This is a genomic window from Listeria immobilis, assembly GCF_014322845.1.
Lineage (GTDB): Bacteria > Bacillota > Bacilli > Lactobacillales > Listeriaceae > Listeria > Listeria immobilis.
The window spans coordinates 1-21,534 of sequence record NZ_JAASUA010000001.1; the positions used below are offsets into that span (position 1 = coordinate 1).

A 21,534-nucleotide genomic window follows, 5' to 3' on the forward strand; every position below is an offset into this window, starting at 1 on the left:
GCCTATGACATCCATTTGCGACAAGGACTCCGATTTGTGGAAGAAGTTAGCTGGCAGTTTCGGAAAAATGATCGAGCCTTTTTACGTGAACAAACACAAGAACGGGTTTTTTCTCTTTCACAATCGACACAAGCGCATTTTGAAACCATGGAAGAAACCTTACGACAAGAAAAAAGAGACCTAGAAGAACAACTAAATGAAGTCGCCTACGAAAAAAGAAAAGCACTCTTAGATGAACAGGAGGCGAAATCATGAGTATCGATATGTACGTATCAAAATCCAAAGCCCAAGCAACGAGTACAAGCCAAGTTTGCCAACAACACTTGGAAGGATATGAAGCACTCCAACAAGCGATTAGTCAGTTCACCCTTGAGCCTTTTTTAAAAGGAAAAGCATACGACTCGGCCAAAGCTTATTATAGCACCGTGCTTTACCCCCTCGTGCAGGGAGGGATTTTATTATCAGAAGCGACCGAAGCAGCTGTTAAAAAATTCCCAGAACGTTACCAAAGTGAAGTAGACAGTGGGGATCTCAAACAGTCCGAACTAGAAGAACAAATACGACGAGTCAATGAACTCATCCACCAAGCAAATGCCCTTGAGAATCAAGTGAGGCAATCCCCATTATCCGAAACAGATCAGCACATGCAGCTACAATTTAATCAGGCTCTAAAGGAAGCGTATCAAACGAGCAAACAAGAACTAGAAGAAAAGCTTCAAAAATTAATCGCCTTTCACGCAAGTTCGCCCAGTATTTTTTCCGAAATCGCGAGTTTGAAACAGGCGATTGATCAAGGTCTAGCCCAAACAAAAACGGCTTGGAATTCCTCGACAGGAACTTTTGATGTTCCGCCGCAGGAAAAATTAATGTGGGCTGATATGATTACTAAAAAAGTGAAACAAAGTGATGCTCAATTTTTAGAAAAAATAAGCAAAAAAGTACCAAATTTATCTGATGCTGAGCGAACAAAATTATTCACACTAGCTCAAACAAATCCTGATATGAAGCCACCACAAGAAATTATTGACTATTTTATGAAAGATGTGGATGAAATTCCAAAATCTATCATAGACAATTTGCCACAAGATTTATTTAATGCAGGCGTAGAATCAAGTGGAAAGGCAGTTCAGAGCTTTGGCTTTCTTTTGACTGCATTAACAGGGAAAATGGGGCCAGGTGGAGCAGGTAATTTTGTGATGGTTAATCCCAATACATCTTCACTCACAACTAATTTGATTAAAACAGGAAGTACCGTGGCAAAAGTAGGGAAATATGGACTTCCGATTGTTGGTGGAGTTATTGATGGGGTGACACAAATTGCGCAAGGTGAAGATGTAGGCGATGCGGTTATAAAATCTGCGGTACATGTAGGTATTGGTTTTGCTGGTGGAGAAGCAGGTGCAGCAATAGGTGCAGCAATTGGAACGGCAATTCCTATACCGATAGTTGGAACAGTAGTTGGTGGAGTTTTAGGATTTGCGGTAGGCGTTGGAATTACAGCCGTTGGCAACTATGTTTTTGACAAGATTTATGATAAAAAAGATGATATCATCAGAGGAGCAAAAAAAATTGTAGATGACATCGGTGAAAAAACAAAAGAAGTAGGAAAAAGCATAGAAAAAGGTGTTAAGAGTGTTGGAGATAAAATTGGAAATGCAGCTTCCAGTTTTATGAAAGGTTTAGGAAGCGCTTTTGGCTAAGAAAGGATAGAAATGATGAAATCACCGTGGATTCCAGTGTTTTATGATAAAAAAGAAAATAAAAATTATTTTTATAATGTAAATGAAAAAAAATTTGTTGAAGGAAAGTATTCTGCTCAAAATACTATTGTTACATTACTCTCTGGAACAGTTGGAGTTGTTTTGTATGCGCTTCTGGGATCATTTATTATAAAGATGCCAACTAATTATCTAACAGGCTTAAGTATTTTATTAGGTATCATTATCAGTGTGCTATTGATTATTGTGATTGATCATTTTAGTAAAAAAAGTGACTTTGGGACTCCTATCTCAATAGAAAAAGTATCCTTTTGCTTTGAAGAAGGTGAAAAACAATTTAAAAAAAATCTAAGAATAGGATATTGGACGTTTTTATTGGCTATAGGAAGTACCGTGGTATTATACTTTTCCAATGGAGAGGCGATTTTATTTTTTGCTACAGCTCTTTTTTGGATGTTACCTCTTCCCTTGTTTGTTTTACAGAGACCTTTCAAGAGAAAAAAAATGTATGCTCTTTATAAAAAGAATCAATTACCAATAGAGAATGGAGGATTTTAAATGGAAGAATTGTTACCACTTGGTTCTGTAGTACGTTTGAAAAACGGAGAACAGCAACTCTTAATTATCAGTCGTTTCGCGCTGTATAATAATCAAGGAGTGATAGGTTATTTTGAATACAGTGGATGTTTATATCCCAATGGGCAGACGGATCAAACTTCTTATTTTTTTAATCAAGAAGATATTGAGGAAATCTATTTTACAGGTTATCTCAATGAAGCAGAAAAAGATTTTCGTAAAAAAGTAGATGAAGAGTTAAAAAAAATAACTTATCCACGATTTGAACTCATTGTGACAGAGAATGAATAAAAATAGAGACACTTGTTTTGACGGAACTGCCGCTATAATTAGATACAATTAAAAAGAGCAACTCAAATTTAGTAAAATAAATTTGGAGGTGTTTTCTAATGACAAAACATACCTATTATCCAGTCGAACTAAAAATTCAAATTGTAGAAAGGTATCTTAAAGGGGAGAGCGCTGCTTCCCTTCGGAAAGAATTCCAAATTTCTAGTTCAGGGACTCTTTATACAACGAGGACTTTCCTTGTTATTTATCATCCCACCTATTAAAATAGGAAAATATGGGGCCAAAGGGTTTAAATTTGTAACAGAAGGCGTAGAAGACCTAAATAAACTCAATAAAAAAGCAGACAAGGTGAAAGAGGTAGAAAAGAGTACAAAGAAAGCCAGTGGACTTGATGTACCTAAAGGTGTTGGGAATCCTGTAAAGATTGAAGGAAAAGGTGTACTGGTAGAACAAAACCTAATAATCTGAATGAACAAATGGCAATGCATCAAGTACAGTCTAACCCACTGAAGGGAGCTAAAGAATTACCTATTAAAATGACTGACAAAAGATGGCCTAGTGAAGACGATTGGGTAAAAATGCAAAATGTTGTTATTTTGGAAGATGGAACAAAAGTTAATGTGCATTTTGTTTATAAAAAGATTACTGGACAATTTGATGATTTTAAATAAAGGAGAAACTAATAAATGAGTAATTTAATGATAGCAAAGAATTGGGAAGATAATGACTTAGTAGAAATAAATGTAAGTGCAGAAGCAGAGTTTGTGAAAGTTCATCAATTATGTTACGTGCAAGATATAGATTTGAAACAAATTGGAGAAAAGATTGTCGCTTATTCTTTTGATTCAAAAGAGGAGTGTTATGTAGAATTCGGGAAAAAAGCAGGAGATTTTACACCAGCATTTTCTTTGGATTTTCTAAAAGCTGATAATTCTGGACGTGTAGAAATTGAACTTGATATGGAAATTGACGATAATCCTGATAGAAAACACAGATGTAAATTTTATATTTATAGTGAGTTAGGACTAATTGAGCAATTTGGGAGAAATATTATTTTATTATCTGAAAATAAAAAAGAAGAAATGGCATTAAATTAAAAAAGGCACTTTATCAAGAAATCGATAATTAATTTTTGGAGTGAATGAAAGAACAAGTTATTAAATCGGCTTGTTCTTTTATTTAAAGTTAAAAATATTTTTAGCTTTTTGATGGAATAAATGTCCCCTATCGTATCATAATATTATAGGGTTCTTGACAAGTACACTAGCGGTTACAGTAACAACATTACCAAAGTGAAGTAGACATTGGGATCTCAAACAGTCCGAACTGGAAGAACAAATACGCCGAGTCAATGAACTCATCCACCAAGCAAATGACCTTGAGAATCAAGTGAGGCAGTCCTCATTATCCGAAACAGATCAGCACATGCAGCTACAATTTAATCAGGCTCTAAAGGAAGCGTATCAAACGAGCAAACAAGAACTAGAAGAAAAACTTCAAAAATTAATCGCCTTTCACGCAAGTTCGCCCAGTATTTTTTCCGAAATCGCAAGTTTGAAACAGGCGATTGATCAAGGCTTGGCTCAAACAAAGACCGCATGGAATCCAACATCGGGTACCTTTGTAGTGCCAAGCCAGGATAAACTAGCGTGGGCAAATACCATTCGAGCTTTTCAACAGAAAAAAGAGGCACAAGAAGAACCAGACACGACGGGCCGAACCTATACACGAATAGACTTAGGAAACGGGACGTACATATGGGCGTGGTCCAAAGATGGCCGCACACTGACCCAAGACGATATTCAATTCACCGTAAAACATGATAAATGGGCAGGAAAAGATGGTGGATTAGGGAAAATGCTAGCCCAAGCAGAAGCAATGAAAGCCGAAGCAAAAGACTTTGACCCAGTGAAAGCAATAAAAGAAATAGCCGACCTCTTTACACCGATAGGAGACGGTGTTAGAGTTATGACAGGTGAACACCCGATAACCGGAGACAAGCTATCATGGGGCGAACGAGGACTATCCTTGTTATTTATCATTCCACTTGCTAAGATAGGAAAATATGTGGCCAAAGGGTTTAAATTTGTAACAGAAGGCGTAGAAGACCTAAGTAAGCTCCATAAAAAAGCAGACAAGGGGAAAAAGGTAGAAAAAAGTACGAAGAAGGCTAGTGGGGCTAATAATTTTAAATTTGGAAGTAATTCAAGGAATCATTTGAAAAATGTAGAAGCGATTAATACTAAAAAAGGTGTTATTGGTGGTCATAATATGGATGAATTCAATAATGCATTGAAGAATCAAGGGTTTAAACCAGAAGACTTGATTGTTTCAAAAAAACCACACCCAACTATTGATGGTATTTATGAAGTAGAATATAAAATACCTAGAAAAGATATGGCAGGTAATGTTGCGGAGCCGGTATCGTATAAGAATATTGAAAAACCAAAAACAGTTTATGACCCAACAAAAATTAGTGACAATCAAATGTATGAATGGGGGCAGACTGCCCTGAATAATGGGGAAATCCAATCAGATGGTCGGACAATTATTGGCACTTCTCCAAACGGTGTAAAGTTTATAGGTTATTTAAATGATGCAGGAGAAGTAACTAACTTTTTCCCTGTATTAAACTAGAATGATTGGATTGGTGATATTATGGAAAATGAATTTCAAATTTTAAATGATAAAAAAAGTGTAGACCAACTAATGTTAACCTACTTTTCAATAGTAAATGGAAAAGATTTAAAAAAGGCTTTAGCTGCGTTTAAAGAAAAAAAAGGATATGGAATAGAAATAGTTTTTGTTTCTTTTAAAAATGACTTAGACGACTACGATATGGCTCAATTACCTAAATTGCTAGATGATAAACATGTTTTAGTTGAATTAGGCTTTCCAGCTGTCGAAATAGACCAAATAGCGTATTTAGATTTTAAAACTTTTTATAACTATTTAGAAGAAAATGTAAAAATTGAGATAGAAAAAAATTCAGGAGAAGGTGAATTAATAGAACTATTAAAACAAGTTAAGAGCAGTTTGGAAATATAGTTTTTATAAATTAAAAAAGACACTTTACTTCCTCGCTTAGCATCGAGAAAATAGAGCCTGACTAGTAAGCATAAACTCACTAATCAAGTTGCCAAAAGCTAACCAAAGCTAATTTGTATTCATTGTAAGAAAAATTTATTTTTGAGAAAGGAAGCGATTGAGTGCAATCGTTTCTTTTTCTACATCTAGAGCTAATTTATAGCTCCAAGAAAGCCAGTTAGGAAAGAATATCAAAAACACAAGCAATGAAAGCCGAAGCGAAAAACTTTGACCCAGTGAAAGCAATAAAAGAAATAGCTGACCTCTTTACACCAATAGGAGACGGTGCTAGAGTTATGACTGGAGAAGACCCGATAACCGGAGACAAGCTATCATGGGGCGAACGGGGACTGTCCTTGTTATTTATCATTCCACTTGCTAAGATAGGAAAATATGTGGCCAAAGGGTTTAAATTTGTAACAGAAGGCGTAGAAGACCTAAGTAAGCTCCATAAAAAAGCAGACAAGGGGAAAGATGCTGAAAAGAGTACGAAGAAAGCTAGTGGAGCTAAAGTGAAAATTGAAATTTCTAAAGAAAGATTAGAGCATGCTAATCTAGGTGACTTCACTAAAAATCCTAAGACCGGTGCAATTTCAAAAATGAAAGGTGGAGGGCATGGGCAAGATAATATTGACTTTTTGAGAAAAAATGGTATAGAAGTGAATATCGAAAAAACATATTCAAATGGTGTAAGAGTCGGAAATGTTCCAGAACACAAGACAAAATCTAAACAAAAAGGTTCAAATCAATCTTGGTTTCCTAAAAATTGGACAGCTGCTGATATTGAAAATGCTGGACAACAGATAGCAAGACTTCCAGAATTTGCAAAAGTAAATGATGGAGAAGTTCTTTTTGGAGAAGTTAATGGAGTGAGAGTAGGAGTAATAAAAACAAATGGTAAAATTGGTACAATTTTTCCTGATGCTACTAGACAACCATAAAAATTGAAAGGTGGAAAAATATAATGGACTTAAAAGAAAATATGAATATTGTACTTTCTAGAAGAAAAAAATTAAATATGAATGATGATTATGGTATTGAAAAATGTTGGAATAAAATGACGGAACTTTTGTCAAATGATCTGGATACTACAATAAAATATTTAGAAGATTGCAATGCTGATGACTTATATTGGGTAAGTGAGATATTTGAAGATATTTCTGCCAATTTGAAAAGTCAAAAGTTTATTGACTGTTTGAGAAAACTAGATAAGAAATTCCCGGAATTAGAAATGACACATGACATTGATATTGCTGAAAGTTATTTTTAAAGATATCATACTGTAGACAAAGTGAGGAATCATTTTATCTGCAGTTTTTTTATTTTATAATGATAGTAGAGCTTACATAAAATAATGAGATGATAAAAAATTTTTTAAAATCAACTACAAGCAGAAAATCAATTAGTAGCTATTTTTAGCTAATTTAGTCCCAGAGGGCTATTTAGTAAAAGAGGAACGAAGTATAATATGTAAAGCAAAACGGTCATATACATATGGTTTCCCACTTTAAGAAAGCCAGTGGAGCTAATAAGGTCTTGGACAAGAATTTATTAGATAAGTTGGCAGCTAGCAGAGTTAAGTATAATCCTGAAGATGTTGTTATGATAACAAAAACTCCTGATGGGAAATTATTATGGCTTAAAAAAGGCAGCGGCAAGGTAAGACTGAAACATATTGTCGATGGTTATGCTGCTGATTTTGAGACTAAAGGCATAAAAGATATACCTAGTTTTTTGAATGAGATATTGAAAACCAAGCCAATCAAAACAGGTGTTGGTAAAAATGGACCATTCGCAGATTATCTAGTTAATGGAGTTAAATATAGGGTTTTTTATCGGACAAATGGTTTTATAGTTTCATTTTATCCAATAGACTAATAAAAAGGGAGATTGTTTGCATGTATAAATTACTTTTAATAAATGAATCCACTGCAACTAGGAGACTAGTTTTGGAGAATATGAGTACCAAAACAATAGATACTTGTTTTGATGACTCAGCCTTAGTAAGCATTGACAATAACTTTGATTTTATGGAAATCGGAAAAGAATATAATTGTAAAATTAAATTATTTGGTGAAACAACAGCAACAAGAAGTGAAAAAAGTGTTGATTGTACCATTGTGGAAGATAATGTAATGATAGGTAATACATTGTTAGTTAAAATAAGTATAGATGACAATATTTATTATATTTACCAAGAAAAAGTAGTACCATATTTATCAGCAAGAAAATTTATGTTTGAGTTTACTAGAAAAGACTTAATTCAAGTAGATGACATTGTACACAAAGACTTACAATGATAATTTTTATCAGTGATTTTTTAGTTTAGTCATTCTAATACAATAAAGAAATCCAACAATTTTTTATTAATTGTTGGATTTCTTAAACTGCAGACAAAATGATTTCTCGCTTTGTCTACAGTCTAAAATACCACATTAATGACTAACGGGGTATTTTAGTTAACTTTGGGCGATTTTTAATGCTTTCTCGGTATTAGCAAAATGTTTTTTGGTATATTTTGCTAATGTTTCCATATCAAAACGCTGGATAATTTCTGCTGCAACGACATCAACATGTGGTCCAGCTCCTTTTGGTAAAAGGATACCAACTTCGCGTGACATTTCGTCAAAAGCTTGGACAAATTTATAACGTGCGATAATGGATGCAGCAGCAACTGACAGATGTAACCCTTCTGCTTTTGTTGCAAAAAAAACATTTTCACGAATTATGTTTGGTTCTTTTGCTAAATAACGGTAGTATGTAGTTTTTTCGGCAAACTGATCGATTAAAATAGCATCTGGTTTTATCGGTGCAATTTTTTTCAAAACATTTTCGAGTGCTCGGTTATGTAGAAGTGCTTTCATTTGACCTTGATTCATCCCACGACTTTGTAATTCATTGTATTTAGGATTTGGACAAAGTAATACGCTATGTGGAACGACAGGAATAATTTTTTCGGCGATGCGACAAATTTCTGGGTCTTTCATCGCTTTGGAATCTTTAACACCAAGCTCTTTTAAAAGGGGCATCATGGTTTCTTCTACATAAGCTGCACAAACAGTAATCGGACCAAAAAAGTCACCTGTTCCAACTTCATCAGATCCAATAACATTTTTACTAGCAAAATTTAGTGGGAGAACACCTTTAGATACACTAGGCGCTTTTTTGGTAGTTACCGGAAGAGAGGTAACCCATTTTTTGGCTTCTATTTCGCCATTTACTCCTTGAAACATAACTTTTAAGGATTTATAGCCAGTAATAGATACACCAGGTTTTTTAGCTGCAAAAATGGCACCTGGTGGAAGTTTTGGACTTGAAAAAGGGAGATAGGTTTGTTTCATTTTTTCCATGGTTGTTTGGTTAACTACAATGACAGTATTTGCGATAAAGCATCATCCTTTCAAAGTTCTATTGTAACATACTACGACGAAAGACTGAATATCGTCTAGTTGGGGAGTTGCCTCTTTTCTTTCCCGCTTTTTCATGATAAGATTATGACAAGTAGCGTCTTATATGAACTTGGGCGAGGAGGAATTTCACGTGGCAAATGAGAGAAATAAAGTAGTGACAACAATTTATGGCAGAGAATATACGATTGTTGGAGTTGAAACAGCAGATCACTTACGAAAAGTAGCTCGCGAGGTCGATGAAAAAATGCACGAAATCGGCTCCCAAAATCATGCGCTCGATAGTGGCAGACTCGCTGTCTTAACAGCAGTAAATGCAACTCATGATTATTTAAAACTAGAACAAAAATTCAGAGAGTTGGAAGAAGAGCTAGCTCGAATTAAAGGAAGAGGTTAATGATATTAAATGCGATTATTTTAATTATTCTTGTTTCTAGCTTTTTTGCTGGATTTCGAGCAGGTTTAATTAAACAATTTATCTTACTAGTAGGCTATATTTTGGCATTTTTTGTTTCGTACACATATTACGAAGATTTAGCGCCACACCTTACATTTATTCCTTATCCGAATGTGGATAGTGCTAGTGGATTATCAACTATACTTCAAGAACTAAGAACAGAGACGGCGTATTATAATGTTTTAGGCTTTGTGATTATTTTTATTATTGCGATTATTATCGTCCATATGTTAGCATCACTTGCCGGCGGACTTACTAAAATTCCGATTTTGCGTCAAATCAATGGCTTACTTGCGGCTGTTATTGGCGTAATTAATGCATACTTATTTATCTTTGTAGCTTTATTTATAATGGCAATTTATCCATCAACTTGGACTGAAAACGTACTTCACGGATCGAGTATAGCACAGTGGATACTTGAAAACACACCAATTCTATCTTCCCAATTTTATGATTGGATGACAGATATTCTGCCAAAATAAAAAGAAACAATCGATACCAGATGTATATTCTTAGCCAATTTTGGATAGGATTGCGCTGGTATTTTTTAATGAATGAAACGGGGGATATAAATGGCCAGCAATAAAAAAGAAATTATTCGTTTATTAGAAGAAATCGCCACTTATATGGAATTAAAAGGAGAAAATAGTTTTAAAATTGCTGCGTTTCGAAAAGCAGCTCAAGCAATAGAGCTAGATAGCCGAAGTTTGACTGAAATAGATGATTTTACCAAAATTAGTGGTATTGGTAAAACAACTGGAGAAATAATTCAACATTTTTTAACGACAGGAGAGTCACCAGAACTTGAGGAACTAAAAAAAGAAGTGCCAGTCGGATTAGTTCCATTGCTAGATGTTCCAGGACTGGGTGGTAAAAAATTGTCGCGGCTTTATCATGAACTAGGTGTGACCGATAAAACAAGTTTGCTCGAACAATTTGAAAACGGGAAAATAGAAGCATTAAAAGGTTTTGGGAAAAAATCAGCAGAAAAAATGGCGGAAGCAGTACGAGAAATGGGTGAACGACCAGACAGGTATCCTTTAAATGATGTACTACCTATTATCAGGAAAGTAGAGGGATATTTGGCTGATTTGGAAGAAATTGACACATTTGCTCAAGCAGGGAGTCTCCGAAGATTGCGAGAAACGGTCAAGGATTTAGATTACGTCATTGCCACGGAAAAACCAGCAGAAGTTCAAAAAGCATTACTAGCATTTCCTCTTATCACAGATGTGACCGGTGCAGGAGATACAAAGGTTTCAGCTGTTTTAGAAGATAAGATAACTATTTCGGTGGATTTCCGTTTAGTAGAAAACAAAGCTTTTGCTACAACGTTACATCATTTTACCGGCTCAAAAGAACATAATATCAAAATGCGTCAACTTGCCAAACAATCAGACGAAAAAATTAGCGAATACGGTGTTGAACAAGCTAACGGAACGATACGCCACTTTGATTCAGAAAAAGCTTTTTTTAATCATTTTAATATTCCCTTTTTACCACCAGAAGTTCGGCGAGATGGTTCAGAAATTGAACGCGTCACTCAAGACACTAAGTTTCTTGAGTTAGACGATATTCGCGGGGATTTGCATATGCATACAACTTGGTCAGATGGAGCTTATGCGATTCCAGAAATGATAGAGGCTTGTATTGCAAAAGGGTATGAATATATGGTGATTACCGATCATGGGAAATTTTTACGCGTTGCAAACGGACTAGATGAAAAAAGACTGCTGGAACAACAGGCTGAAATTAAAAAAGTAGCTGCTAATTATCCAGAAATTGATGTTTATTCCGGAGTTGAAATTGATATTTTACCAGATGGCTCACTTGATTTTAAAGACGAAACTTTAGAACAACTTGATTTTGTTATTGCTTCAATTCATTCGAGCTTTGGACAATCAGAACAAGACATTATGAAACGTTTAAAAACAGCTTGTGAAAATCCATATGTTAGGCTAATTGCACATCCGACAGGCAGAATTATCGTGAAAAGAAAGCCATACCATGTTAATATGGAAGCATTAATTGAACTAGCTAAAAATACTGGAACAGCATTAGAGCTTAATGCCAATCCACAAAGACTAGATTTGAACCGAGCACATTTGGAATTAGCACATAAAGCTGCTGTTCCAATTGCTATCAACACAGATGCGCATGATACAAAGCATTTAGAGTTTATGTCATTAGGCGTTCGTGCAGCCAAAAAAGCTTGGTTAGACAAGTCAGCAATACTTAATACAAAATCCGCAGCAGAGTTTAAACAATTTTTACAGAATAAATAACTAAGAAAAAGAAGGATGACAAATGGAAAAAAAAGTGGAAGCTATTTTAGAGTTTGATAAAATAAAAAAACAATTAACTGAATTTGCTTCTTCTTCATTAGGAGAGCAAGCTATTTTAGATTTATCTCCAGACACAGATTTTCAAGTAGTTCAAAAAGCACAACTTGAAACAGAAGAAGGAGCAAAAATAATTCGTTTACGAGGTAGCGCACCGATTACTGGTTTAACCGATGTAAACGCCCATTTAAAACGTCTTGAAATAGGCGGCAATTTAAATGGACTTGAAATTTACCAAATTGGCAGTAATCTTCGTGTTAGTCGTCAAATGAAGAATTTTATGGCTGATTTGCTTGAAGTAGGAGTAGAATTGCCGCTTCTTGGAGCACTTGCAGATGAACTTTTAGTATTAAAAGAAGTTGAGGATGATATTGCGATTTCAGTAGATGAAAGTGGTAAAGTCCTTGATACAGCTAGTGAAGCACTTGGTTCTATTCGACGTACACTTCGTCGAACAGAAGACCGAGTTCGTGAAAAATTAGAATCCTACTTACGAAATCGTAATGCAGCAAAAATGTTAAGTGATGCCGTGATTACAATACGAAATGATCGTTACGTTATTCCTGTGAAGCAAGAGTATAAGAGTCATTACGGCGGTATTGTTCATGATCAGTCTGCCTCTGGACAAACTCTTTTTATCGAACCACAAAGTGTAGTAGATTTAAATAATGAGCGAAAATCCCTTCAATCAAAAGAAGCCCAAGAAATTGAACGTATTTTTGCAGAAATTTCTACTTCACTAGCTGTTTGGAATAAAGAAATTCATCATAATACCTTTATTCTTGGCCGTTTTGACTTTATTCTTGCCAAAGCTCGTTTTGGTAAAGCGATGAAAGCTATCACACCACATTTAAGTGATAAAGGTATTGTTCGCCTTTTAGGAGCAAGACACCCACTACTAGAGGCAGATAAAGTTGTTGCCAATGATATTTATTTAGGAGAAGATTTCACGACAATCGTTATTACGGGACCAAATACAGGCGGAAAGACCATCACATTGAAAACATTAGGATTACTCACTTTGATGGCACAATCTGGGTTACAAATTCCGGCACAAGAAGATTCCACCATCGCCATTTTTGAACATGTTTTTGCTGATATTGGTGATGAACAATCAATTGAGCAAAGTTTAAGTACTTTCTCCTCACATATGACTAATATTGTTTCGATTTTAGCAAATGTAAATCAACAATCACTTATTTTATACGACGAGCTTGGCGCCGGAACTGATCCTCAAGAAGGAGCGGCTCTCGCGATTTCAATTTTAGATGCGAGTCATGCTAAAGGAGCTAGTGTAGTTGCGACAACCCACTATCCAGAATTAAAAGCTTATGGCTATAACCGAGTTCACGCAACCAATGCCTCGGTAGAATTTAATGTTGAAACACTAAGTCCAACCTATAAATTACTAATTGGCGTGCCAGGCAGAAGTAATGCTTTTGATATTTCACGTCGTCTAGGCTTAAGCGAAACGATTATTACCGAAGCAAGAAGTCTAGTGGATACGGAAAGCGCTGACTTAAATGATATGATTTCTAGTTTAGAAGAAAAACGAAATTTAGCAGAAGCAGAGTACGAAGAAGCACATGATCTAGCACAAGGAGCCGATGCCTTACTCAAAGACTTACAAAAAGAAATTGCCAGCTATTATCAACAAAAAGATAAATTAATCGAACAAGCGAGTAATAAAGCTGCCCTAATTGTTGAAAAAGCAGAAGCAGAAGCAGAAGAAATTATTCACGAACTCCGCACCATGCAACTAAACGGAGCGGCAGGAATTAAAGAACATGAGCTAATCGACGCCAAAACAAGATTAGGAAAAGTAAAACCGAAAACAATTAATAAAACAATTCCACAACCGCCAAAACAAAAACCTCATGTTTTCCAAGATGGCGATAATGTTCGTGTTTTATCACTCGGCCAAAAAGGTTCGCTCTTAAACAAAATAAATGACACTGAATGGAATGTTCAGATCGGTATTATCAAAATGAAAATTAAAACAAGCGATTTAGAGTTCATTCAACCAGAAAAACCAAAGAAACAACGTATTATCACATCGGTCCAAAGCAGTGATTCCCCAGCTAAAAGCGAGCTTGATTTGCGAGGAGAACGTTATGAAGATGCGCTCCAAAAAGTAGATAAATATTTAGATGAAGCTTTAATGGCTGGTTATCCACAAGTCGCAATTATTCATGGTAAAGGAACAGGTGCCCTTCGAACTGGAGTTACCGAATACTTGAAAAATCATCGTATGGTGAAATCTATTCGTTTTGGTGCAGCAGCAGAGGGTGGCAATGGTGTAACAATTGTAGAGTTTAAGTAAAATACTGAGCAAAAACATAGCTCGAAATAGGTGTAAATGCTATACTGTGATTACAAAAGTCATAAGGAGTGAATAATCATGGTAAAAGAAATTACAGATGCAACATTTGAACAAGAAACTAGTGAAGGCTTAGTATTAACAGATTTCTGGGCAACATGGTGTGGTCCTTGCCGCATGGTGGCTCCAGTTTTAGAAGAGATACAAGAAGAACGTGGCGAAACACTTAAAATCGTCAAAATGGACGTAGATGAAAATCCAGAAACACCGGGAAGCTTTGGTGTACTGAGCATTCCAACCCTTCTTATTAAAAAAGATGGAGTGGTAGTTGATACAATTATTGGTTATCGTCCAAAAGAAGAACTGGATGAAGTCATTAACAAATACATTTAAAATTATGCTAAAATAAAAGAAGCTTCAGACTAACCAAGTCGAAGCTTCTTTTTAAATGCGTAACTGGAGTTGATAAAATGTCTTCTGAACATATCCAAAATAAATTAGCGCTATTACCTGACCAACCAGGTTGTTACTTAATGAAAGATAAACAAGGAACCATCATTTATGTTGGTAAAGCAAAAATTTTAAAAAACCGTGTTCGTTCTTATTTTTCAGGAACACATGATGGCAAAACGCAACGCTTAGTTCAAGAAATAGTGGACTTTGAATACATCGTAACATCTTCCAATGTAGAAGCCTTGTTACTTGAAATTAATTTAATTAAAAAACATGACCCGCGTTTTAATATTCGACTAAAAGATGATAAAACATATCCATTTATTAAAATCACCAATGAAAGACACCCACGTTTAATTATCACCCGCCAAGTAAAGAAAGACAAAGGTAAGTATTTTGGCCCGTATCCTAATGTATATGCGGCGAATGAAGTCAAACGAATTTTAGATCGTCTATACCCACTACGGAAATGCAGCACACTACCTAATAAAGTTTGTTTATATTATCATTTAGGGCAATGTCTTGCTCCATGCGTTTTTGATGTAGAAGCAAGTAAATATAAAGAAATGCAAGATGAAATAGTTGCCTTTTTAAATGGTGGCTATAAAAATGTTAAAAATGATTTAAAACAAAAAATGCAAACAGCTGCTGAAAATATGGAATTTGAAAAAGCTGGTGAATTTCGTGACCAAATCACAGCGATAGAAACTACTATGGAAAAACAAAAAATGACGATGAATGATTTCGTTGACCGAGATGTTTTCGGATATGCTATTGATAAAGGCTGGATGTGTGTCCAAGTTTTCTTCATTCGCCAAGGAAAGTTAATTGAACGCGACGTTTCCCAATTCCCTTTTTATAATGATGCAGAAGAAGATTTCCTTACTTTTATTGGGCAATTTTATCAAAAAGCAAATCACATTCCACCAAAAGAAATCTATTTACCAGATGATGTAGATAGTGAAGCCGTACAAGCTGTTGTACCAGATACAAAAATTATCGTACCACAACGCGGCAACAAAAAAGATTTAGTCAAACTAGCCTATAAAAACGCCAAAATAGCCCTAAACGAAAAATTTATGCTGCTAGAACGAAACGAAGAGCGTACAGTCGGAGCAGTAGAGCGTCTTGGAGAAGCAATGGGAATCCCGACTCCATCTCGTGTGGAAGCCTTTGATAACTCAAATATTCATGGAACAGATCCAGTTTCCGCAATGGTGACATTCCTCGACGGAAAACCAAGCAAGAACGATTATCGTAAATATAAAATTAAAACCGTCGAAGGACCAGATGACTATGCAACAATGCGCGAAGTAATTCGCCGTCGTTACTGGCGGGTTCTTAAAGAAGGACTACCTATGCCTGACTTAATCTTAATTGATGGCGGGAAAGGGCAAATTGATAGCGCCAAAGATGTTTTAATCAATGAACTTGGTCTTGATATCCCGGTAGCTGGTCTTGCAAAAGATGATAAACACAGAACAAGTCAATTACTTTTCGGCGACCCGCTCGTTATTATTCCGTTAGAAAGAAACAGTCAAGAATTCTATCTACTACAACGGATGCAAGATGAAGTTCACCGCTTTGCCATCACATTCCATCGCCAATTACGCAGCAAAACAGGCTTTCAATCCATCCTTGACGGCATTCCAGGCGTTGGACCGGGTCGCAAGAAAAAACTACTCAAACATTTTGGCTCAATGAAAAAATTAAAAGAAGCCTCCATTGACGAGATAAAAGAAGCAGGCGTTCCACTCAATGTTGCAGAAGAAGTCCATAAACATATCACTGCTTTTAATGAAAAAGCCAAAAACACAAAACAAAAATAAATTTGCGGATTAAGAGTCAATGACATGTTAAAGTTATTGACTCTTTTTACATAAATGAATCAAAGTTGATCCAATCCCTCTTCCCTTCACTACATAAATGCGCTAAAATAAGAATATTGATGTAAAAAGATAGAAAGTCAGGAGGAACGATTGTGGGTTTAGTAGTATTAAAATTTGGCGGAACATCTGTTAGCACCGTAGATAAAATTGGAAAAACAGCTGATCAAGCCATCTATGAGAAAAAACAAGGAAATAAAGTCATTGTCGTCGTTTCTGCAATGGGGAAATCAACGGACAAATTAGTAGCAATGGCCGAAGAAATTAGCGAAGCGCCAGATAAACGCGAAATGGATATGTTACTGTCAACTGGAGAACAAATTACAATTTCACTGCTTGCAATGACACTAAAAGAAAAAGGGCATGACGCTATTTCTTATACAGGTTGGCAAGCAGGTATTGAAACCGAAGCAGTTCATAGTAACGCACGAATTGCGGACATTGATAGTGCACGTATTGAATCAGCCCTTGATGCAGGTAAAATTGTAGTTGTTGCAGGTTTTCAAGGTTTAACTGCAGACGGCGAAATTACAACACTAGGTCGTGGTGGTTCTGACACAACAGCCGTAGCAATTGCATCAGCTTTAAAAGCAGAGAAATGCGCTATTTGTACAGATGTAGTAGGTGTTTTTACAACAGATCCCCGCTACGTGAAAAAAGCCCAAAAACTAGAACAAATTACATATGATGAAATGTTAGAATTAGCTAATCTTGGTGCAGGAGTTTTACATCCGCGCTCGGTTGAATATGCAAAAAATTTCCGGATTCCATTAGAAGTAAGGGCAAGCCATGAACAAGTTCCCGGAACAATGATAGAGGAGGATTTAACTATGGAAAATACCAAAGTAGTTCGTGGTATTGCTTTTGAAGATCAACTTACACGTGTAACAATTCATTGGAAACAAAAAGAAGCAATGCGCGTTTCGAAAGTGTTCACAAAATTAGCAGATAATAATATTGATGTGGATATTATAATCCAAGGTATTACAGGATTAGGGCATGGTAATTTGTCCTTTACAATTAAAACGAGTGCACTGCTCTCCACGCTAGCTGTTTTAGAAGAAAGCAAAGAGCTTTTACAAATAGAAAAATTAGAATCTGAACAAGAACTAGCAAAGGTCTCTATAGTTGGCTCTGGAATGGTAAGCAACCCAGGAGTAGCAGCACAAATGTTTGAGGCACTTACCGAAAACAACATTCCCATCAAAATGATTAGCACCTCAGAAATCAAAGTTTCTACTGTAGTTCCAGCAAGAAAAATGGTAGAAGCCGCTCAAGTATTACATGATCAATTTGACTTAGATAAATAAAAAAAGCACTTGAAGTCGCTGATAAACTCCTTAAGCGGAAGTTTTCAGTTACCTCAAGTGTTTTTTTAATAACGTTCATCATTATCAATGGTTTCTTTGCGGTCCCATTTTACAATAATCATTACTTGTTTTTTTCGTTTATCCATTTCGTCATAACTTTCTGTATAAAACTCTTTTTGCGCCTGTAGTTGTTCGGCGATAAAACCTGCTTCTAATTTAAAGGTTGGATTTTCTTGAGAATCAAAGCGAACGGCTATCACATCACCTTCTAAAAGTAACCGTAATTCATCCTTCTTTTCTTTCACTATACTAAGTTTACCCCATGAAGCTTTTTCAAAGAAGTCGATAACTGCTTCTAGTGAATTAAGCGGGAATTTACGTGCTAAATCTTTTCCAGCCCAGTACATTATGTGAGGTGCTTCATCTCCAAGAATTTCAGGGATTAAATAATCTCGTAGTAAATCTAAACCAAAGCTAGGAATAAGGATTCTTTCTGAATGTGTATTTTGTTCATTTTCTGTCATTTTTGATAACCCCACTTTCATACACCATTATAACCAAAATCAACCTAAAATGGAAAGCACAACAAAGAAATTTCTATAAAAAACCTTTTTTCATAAAAAAGACTTGCGAAAAAGCGGAAAAAATAAGAAAATGGAAGGTATAGATAAAAAAATTGGAAACTAATAGAGAAATTGAGGCGAGACTGTGAAACAAGCTATTGGATTTATTGATTCGGGAGTTGGCGGTTTGACAGTAGTGCGAGAAGTACTAAAACAGCTACCCCATGAACAAGTATATTACCTAGGGGATACCGCCCGTTGCCCATATGGACCACGAGATAAAGAAGAAGTTCGCCAATTTACTTGGGAAATGACTAATTTTCTAGTAGAACGTGGCATCAAAATGCTCGTAATTGCATGTAATACCGCAACCGCAGCAGCTTTATATGATATTAGAGCAAAACTAGATATACCTGTAATTGGTGTAATTCAACCAGGATCTAGAGCAGCATTAAAAGCGACAAGGAATAATAAGATTGGTGTATTAGGAACAATTGGAACCGTAGAAAGTATGGCTTATCCAGCTGCACTCAAAGGTTTGAACCAACGAGTAGAAGTAGATTCACTTGCTTGTCCCAAATTTGTATCTGTCGTAGAATCAGGCGAGTACAAAAGCGCGATTGCCAAAAAAGTCGTAGCTGAATCCCTTTTACCACTTAAAAGCACAAAGATTGATACTGTGATTTTAGGCTGTACACATTATCCGTTATTAAAACCAATTATTGAAAATTTTATGGGAGATGGTGTGGCGGTGATTAATTCCGGCGAAGAAACTGCAAGTGAAGTAAGCGCGTTACTTGATTATCACAATTTATTAGATGCATCCGATAAAGAAATTAAGCATCGTTTTTTCACTACGGGCTCAACACAAATTTTTCAAGATATTGCAAAAGATTGGTTAAATATGCCAGAAATGACTGTAGAACATATAAAATTAGGAAAATAAGAGGTGCAAAAAATGAGAGTTGATGGAAGAGAAAGTAATGCACTACGAAAAATAGAAGTAATCCCAAACTATTTAATGCATCCAGAAGGTTCGGTCTTAATCGCATCAGGAAATACAAAAGTTATTTGTTCCGCAAGTGTAGAATCTAAAGTACCACCATTTATGCGCGGAGAGGGTCGTGGCTGGATTTCTGCTGAATACGCTATGTTACCAAGAGCAACCAATACGCGTAATATCCGTGAATCATCCAAAGGGAAAGTGACCGGTAGAACGATGGAAATTCAACGTTTAATCGGTCGTGCTTTGCGTGCCGTTGTTGATTTAGACGCACTTGGTGAAAGGACTATTTGGCTAGATTGTGATGTTATTCAAGCAGACGGAGGTACAAGAACCGCTTCTATCACTGGTGCATTTATCGCTATGGTGATGGCAATCGCTAAATTAGACGCAGAAGTACCATTTAGCAAATTCCCTGTAAAAGATTTTTTAGCAGCAACTAGTGTAGGTGTATTAGAAGAAGGCGGAACAGTACTTGACTTAAATTATGTAGAAGACAGCGCAGCGCAAGTTGATATGAATATTATTATGACCGGAAGCGGTGCATTTGTTGAGCTTCAAGGTACAGGGGAAGAAGCAACATTCTCTGACGCTGAACTTGCAGAGTTAATTGCACTAGGTAAAAAAGGAATTAGTGAATTAATTGAAATCCAAAAAGAAACACTTGGTGAAAATGTCATAGCAAGGATAAAAGGGGAGTAATCACATGAGTAAAATTATTATCGCGACAGCCAATAAAGGAAAAGCGAAAGAATTTGAAAAAATTTTTGCTAAATTTAATATTGAAGTAGCCACTCTTGCCGACTTTCCAGAAATCGGCGAAATCGCAGAAACAGGAACTACTTTTGCTGAGAATGCTGCTCTCAAAGCAGAAACAGTCGCTAGCTTGCTTAATCAAACAGTTATCGCTGATGATTCAGGTTTAATTGTAGATGCGCTTGACGGAGCTCCTGGTGTCTATTCAGCACGTTATGCAGGAGTAGCGCATGATGATGCTAAAAACAATGAAAAACTGCTCACTAATTTACGAGGTGTCTTACCTGAGAAAAGAACCGCCCGCTTCCACTGTACACTTGCAGTAGCAACACCTTCAGAGAAAACTCGTTTTTACACTGGTGAAGTAGAAGGAGTTATTGCGGAACAACTATGTGGAACAAATGGTTTCGGTTATGACCCATTATTTTTCTTACCTGAATTTGGCTGTACAATGGCAGAAATTCCGGCAGAAAAGAAAAACGAAATAAGCCATCGTGCAAATGCAATTAAGATGCTAGAAAAAGATTTAGCGGAAGTAGTAGAAAAAGTCAACAAAAAGTGAGAGAATAAGAAACAGTAGGAGCATTAGGGGGAGGAAATAAAATGAAATTACTAGTAGTTAGCGACAGCCACTCAGAACGTGACTGCTTAATACATTTAAAAGAAAAATACGAAAACACAGTTGATGCGATGATTCATTGTGGGGATTCAGAACTAGAGGCAGATGATCCAGCAATTCAAGGGTTCCATACTGTTCGGGGCAATTGTGATTTTGGCGGGGGATTTCCAAACGATTGGGTTGGAGAAGTAGACGGATATCGAATTTTAACGACCCATGGACACTTATATAATATCAAAATGACACTAATGAATTTAAGATACCGCGCTCGTGAATTAAATGCTGATTTTGTTTTCTTTGGTCACTCTCACGAACTTGGGGTGGATATGCTTGATGACACAATTATCTTAAACCCAGGTAGTATTTCACTACCAAGAGGACGTATTCATATAAAAACGTACGCACTCATTGATACTACACCAAATGGAATTCAAGTTCGTTTTATGGATCGCGATGATAACGAACTAACAGAACTAACACAAATTTTTCCAGTAACAAAACACAACTAGGTCAAAAGTCACTCGAAAAAGAAAAAATCCAATAACTTAAAGAAAACCATTGACAAACAAGCAATTTAAACATAAAATGGTATTTGGCTGTTGAAAAAACAGTGCCATTTGTCCTGATAGCTCAGCTGGATAGAGCAACGGCCTTCTAAGCCGTCGGTCGGGGGTTCGAATCCCTCTCAGGACGTAATTAAAAGCGCTATAAACGTTGGTAATACAATGTTTATAGCGCTTTTTTGT

The 21,534-nt window shown here is 36.1% G+C and carries 26 protein-coding genes, 1 tRNA gene and 1 pseudogene; 26 read left to right on the forward strand and 2 right to left on the reverse strand.

Translation table 11 applies throughout. From position 1 onward, the window contains the following. From HCJ45_RS00005 to HCJ45_RS00075, 14 genes are all read left to right on the forward strand, one after another. Positions 1-255, forward strand: a 255-nt coding sequence (locus HCJ45_RS00005) for a DUF3958 family protein (RefSeq protein ID WP_187123653.1), incomplete at its 5' end; no start/stop codon positions are given. Next, the gene (locus tag HCJ45_RS00010; RefSeq protein ID WP_187123654.1) at positions 252-1,700 is read left to right on the forward strand and encodes a T7SS effector LXG polymorphic toxin; all 1,449 of its coding nucleotides are present in this window, start codon (positions 252-254) and stop codon (positions 1,698-1,700) included. The genes HCJ45_RS00005 and HCJ45_RS00010, both read left to right, overlap by 4 nt. A 12-nt stretch (positions 1,701-1,712) precedes the next feature. Beyond that, on the forward strand, positions 1,713-2,276 hold the full coding sequence (locus tag HCJ45_RS00015; RefSeq protein ID WP_185490018.1) for a hypothetical protein: 564 nt from the start codon (positions 1,713-1,715) through the stop codon (positions 2,274-2,276). Continuing rightward, the gene (locus HCJ45_RS00020) at positions 2,277-2,585 is read left to right on the forward strand and encodes a DUF4176 domain-containing protein (protein ID WP_185362952.1); all 309 of its coding nucleotides are present in this window, start codon (positions 2,277-2,279) and stop codon (positions 2,583-2,585) included. A gap of 98 nt (positions 2,586-2,683) precedes the next feature. Then, positions 2,684-2,848, forward strand: a complete 165-nt coding sequence (locus HCJ45_RS00025; protein ID WP_185362951.1) for a transposase — start codon at positions 2,684-2,686, stop codon at positions 2,846-2,848. Then, positions 2,823-3,053, forward strand: a complete 231-nt coding sequence (locus tag HCJ45_RS00030; RefSeq protein ID WP_187123655.1) for a hypothetical protein — start codon at positions 2,823-2,825, stop codon at positions 3,051-3,053. The genes HCJ45_RS00025 and HCJ45_RS00030 overlap by 26 nt, the downstream gene beginning before the upstream one ends. Before the next feature lie 8 nt (positions 3,054-3,061). Beyond that, complete coding sequence (locus HCJ45_RS00035; RefSeq protein WP_222717867.1) at positions 3,062-3,256, forward strand: hypothetical protein; 195 nt, start codon at positions 3,062-3,064, stop codon at positions 3,254-3,256. 15 nt (positions 3,257-3,271) lie between these two features. Next, positions 3,272-3,682, forward strand: coding sequence for a hypothetical protein (locus tag HCJ45_RS00040; protein ID WP_187123656.1), 411 nt, complete (start codon positions 3,272-3,274; stop codon positions 3,680-3,682). 292 nt (positions 3,683-3,974) lie between these two features. Continuing rightward, positions 3,975-5,222 carry an EndoU domain-containing protein gene (locus HCJ45_RS14895; RefSeq protein ID WP_343068865.1) on the forward strand — a complete coding sequence of 416 codons (1,248 nt, stop codon included), beginning with the start codon at positions 3,975-3,977 and terminating at the stop codon, positions 5,220-5,222. A 21-nt stretch (positions 5,223-5,243) separates the two neighbouring features. Continuing rightward, on the forward strand, positions 5,244-5,633 hold the full coding sequence (locus tag HCJ45_RS00055; RefSeq protein WP_187123657.1) for a hypothetical protein: 390 nt from the start codon (positions 5,244-5,246) through the stop codon (positions 5,631-5,633). A gap of 245 nt (positions 5,634-5,878) precedes the next feature. Continuing rightward, positions 5,879-6,613, forward strand: a complete 735-nt coding sequence (locus HCJ45_RS00060) for an EndoU domain-containing protein (protein ID WP_281384461.1) — start codon at positions 5,879-5,881, stop codon at positions 6,611-6,613. A gap of 41 nt (positions 6,614-6,654) precedes the next feature. Then, entirely contained in the window at positions 6,655-6,942 is a 288-nt protein-coding gene (locus tag HCJ45_RS00065) for a hypothetical protein (protein WP_187123947.1), read from the forward strand. A gap of 266 nt (positions 6,943-7,208) precedes the next feature. Continuing rightward, positions 7,209-7,550, forward strand: coding sequence for a hypothetical protein (locus HCJ45_RS00070; RefSeq protein ID WP_187123659.1), 342 nt, complete (start codon positions 7,209-7,211; stop codon positions 7,548-7,550). A gap of 20 nt (positions 7,551-7,570) precedes the next feature. Next, entirely contained in the window at positions 7,571-7,972 is a 402-nt protein-coding gene (locus HCJ45_RS00075; RefSeq protein ID WP_187123660.1) for a hypothetical protein, read from the forward strand. 159 nt (positions 7,973-8,131) lie between these two features. Here HCJ45_RS00075 and rnhC read toward each other — a convergent pair whose 3' ends face one another. Then, complete coding sequence (gene rnhC / locus HCJ45_RS00080; protein ID WP_187123948.1) at positions 8,132-9,058, reverse strand: ribonuclease HIII; 927 nt, start codon at positions 9,056-9,058, stop codon at positions 8,132-8,134. A gap of 154 nt (positions 9,059-9,212) precedes the next feature. Between rnhC and zapA the strand changes: the two genes are divergently transcribed. The 7 genes from zapA to HCJ45_RS00115 all read left to right on the forward strand — a co-directional run bounded on the left by zapA (position 9,213) and on the right by HCJ45_RS00115 (position 17,847). Then, positions 9,213-9,476, forward strand: a complete 264-nt coding sequence (gene zapA / locus HCJ45_RS00085) for a cell division protein ZapA (RefSeq protein WP_187123661.1) — start codon at positions 9,213-9,215, stop codon at positions 9,474-9,476. Further along, positions 9,476-10,018: a CvpA family protein gene (locus HCJ45_RS00090; RefSeq protein WP_185349290.1), complete on the forward strand. Its 543-nt coding sequence runs from the start codon at positions 9,476-9,478 to the stop codon at positions 10,016-10,018. Before zapA ends, HCJ45_RS00090 begins: the two co-directional genes overlap by 1 nt. Positions 10,019-10,108: 90 nt before the next feature. Beyond that, positions 10,109-11,821, forward strand: coding sequence for a DNA polymerase/3'-5' exonuclease PolX (polX, locus tag HCJ45_RS00095; RefSeq protein WP_187123662.1), 1,713 nt, complete (start codon positions 10,109-10,111; stop codon positions 11,819-11,821). A gap of 22 nt (positions 11,822-11,843) precedes the next feature. Beyond that, positions 11,844-14,201 carry an endonuclease MutS2 gene (locus HCJ45_RS00100; RefSeq protein ID WP_187123663.1) on the forward strand — a complete coding sequence of 786 codons (2,358 nt, stop codon included), beginning with the start codon at positions 11,844-11,846 and terminating at the stop codon, positions 14,199-14,201. 78 nt (positions 14,202-14,279) lie between these two features. Beyond that, positions 14,280-14,591, forward strand: coding sequence for a thioredoxin (gene trxA, locus HCJ45_RS00105; protein ID WP_185349296.1), 312 nt, complete (start codon positions 14,280-14,282; stop codon positions 14,589-14,591). A gap of 77 nt (positions 14,592-14,668) precedes the next feature. Beyond that, entirely contained in the window at positions 14,669-16,480 is a 1,812-nt protein-coding gene (uvrC, locus tag HCJ45_RS00110; RefSeq protein ID WP_187123664.1) for an excinuclease ABC subunit UvrC, read from the forward strand. Positions 16,481-16,632: 152 nt separating this feature from the next. Continuing rightward, positions 16,633-17,847 carry an aspartate kinase gene (locus tag HCJ45_RS00115; RefSeq protein ID WP_185349300.1) on the forward strand — a complete coding sequence of 405 codons (1,215 nt, stop codon included), beginning with the start codon at positions 16,633-16,635 and terminating at the stop codon, positions 17,845-17,847. 65 nt (positions 17,848-17,912) lie between these two features. Here HCJ45_RS00115 and HCJ45_RS00120 read toward each other — a convergent pair. Further along, a pseudogene (locus tag HCJ45_RS00120) lies at positions 17,913-18,408 on the reverse strand (YslB family protein). Between the two features lie 147 nt (positions 18,409-18,555). Here HCJ45_RS00120 and racE point away from each other — a divergent pair. The 5 genes from racE to HCJ45_RS00145 all read left to right on the forward strand — a co-directional run bounded on the left by racE (position 18,556) and on the right by HCJ45_RS00145 (position 21,481). Next, on the forward strand, positions 18,556-19,356 hold the full coding sequence (gene racE / locus HCJ45_RS00125) for a glutamate racemase (RefSeq protein WP_187123666.1): 801 nt from the start codon (positions 18,556-18,558) through the stop codon (positions 19,354-19,356). Positions 19,357-19,368: 12 nt separating this feature from the next. After that, positions 19,369-20,115 (forward strand): ribonuclease PH, encoded by a 747-nt coding sequence (rph, locus tag HCJ45_RS00130; protein ID WP_187123667.1) that lies wholly within the window; start codon positions 19,369-19,371, stop codon positions 20,113-20,115. A gap of 4 nt (positions 20,116-20,119) precedes the next feature. After that, on the forward strand, positions 20,120-20,731 hold the full coding sequence (locus HCJ45_RS00135; protein ID WP_187123668.1) for an XTP/dITP diphosphatase: 612 nt from the start codon (positions 20,120-20,122) through the stop codon (positions 20,729-20,731). A 41-nt stretch (positions 20,732-20,772) separates the two neighbouring features. Beyond that, positions 20,773-21,297, forward strand: coding sequence for a metallophosphoesterase (locus HCJ45_RS00140; protein ID WP_185349309.1), 525 nt, complete (start codon positions 20,773-20,775; stop codon positions 21,295-21,297). A gap of 110 nt (positions 21,298-21,407) precedes the next feature. Beyond that, a tRNA-Arg gene (locus tag HCJ45_RS00145) sits at positions 21,408-21,481 on the forward strand. The last annotated feature ends 53 nt before the right edge of the window (positions 21,482-21,534 follow it).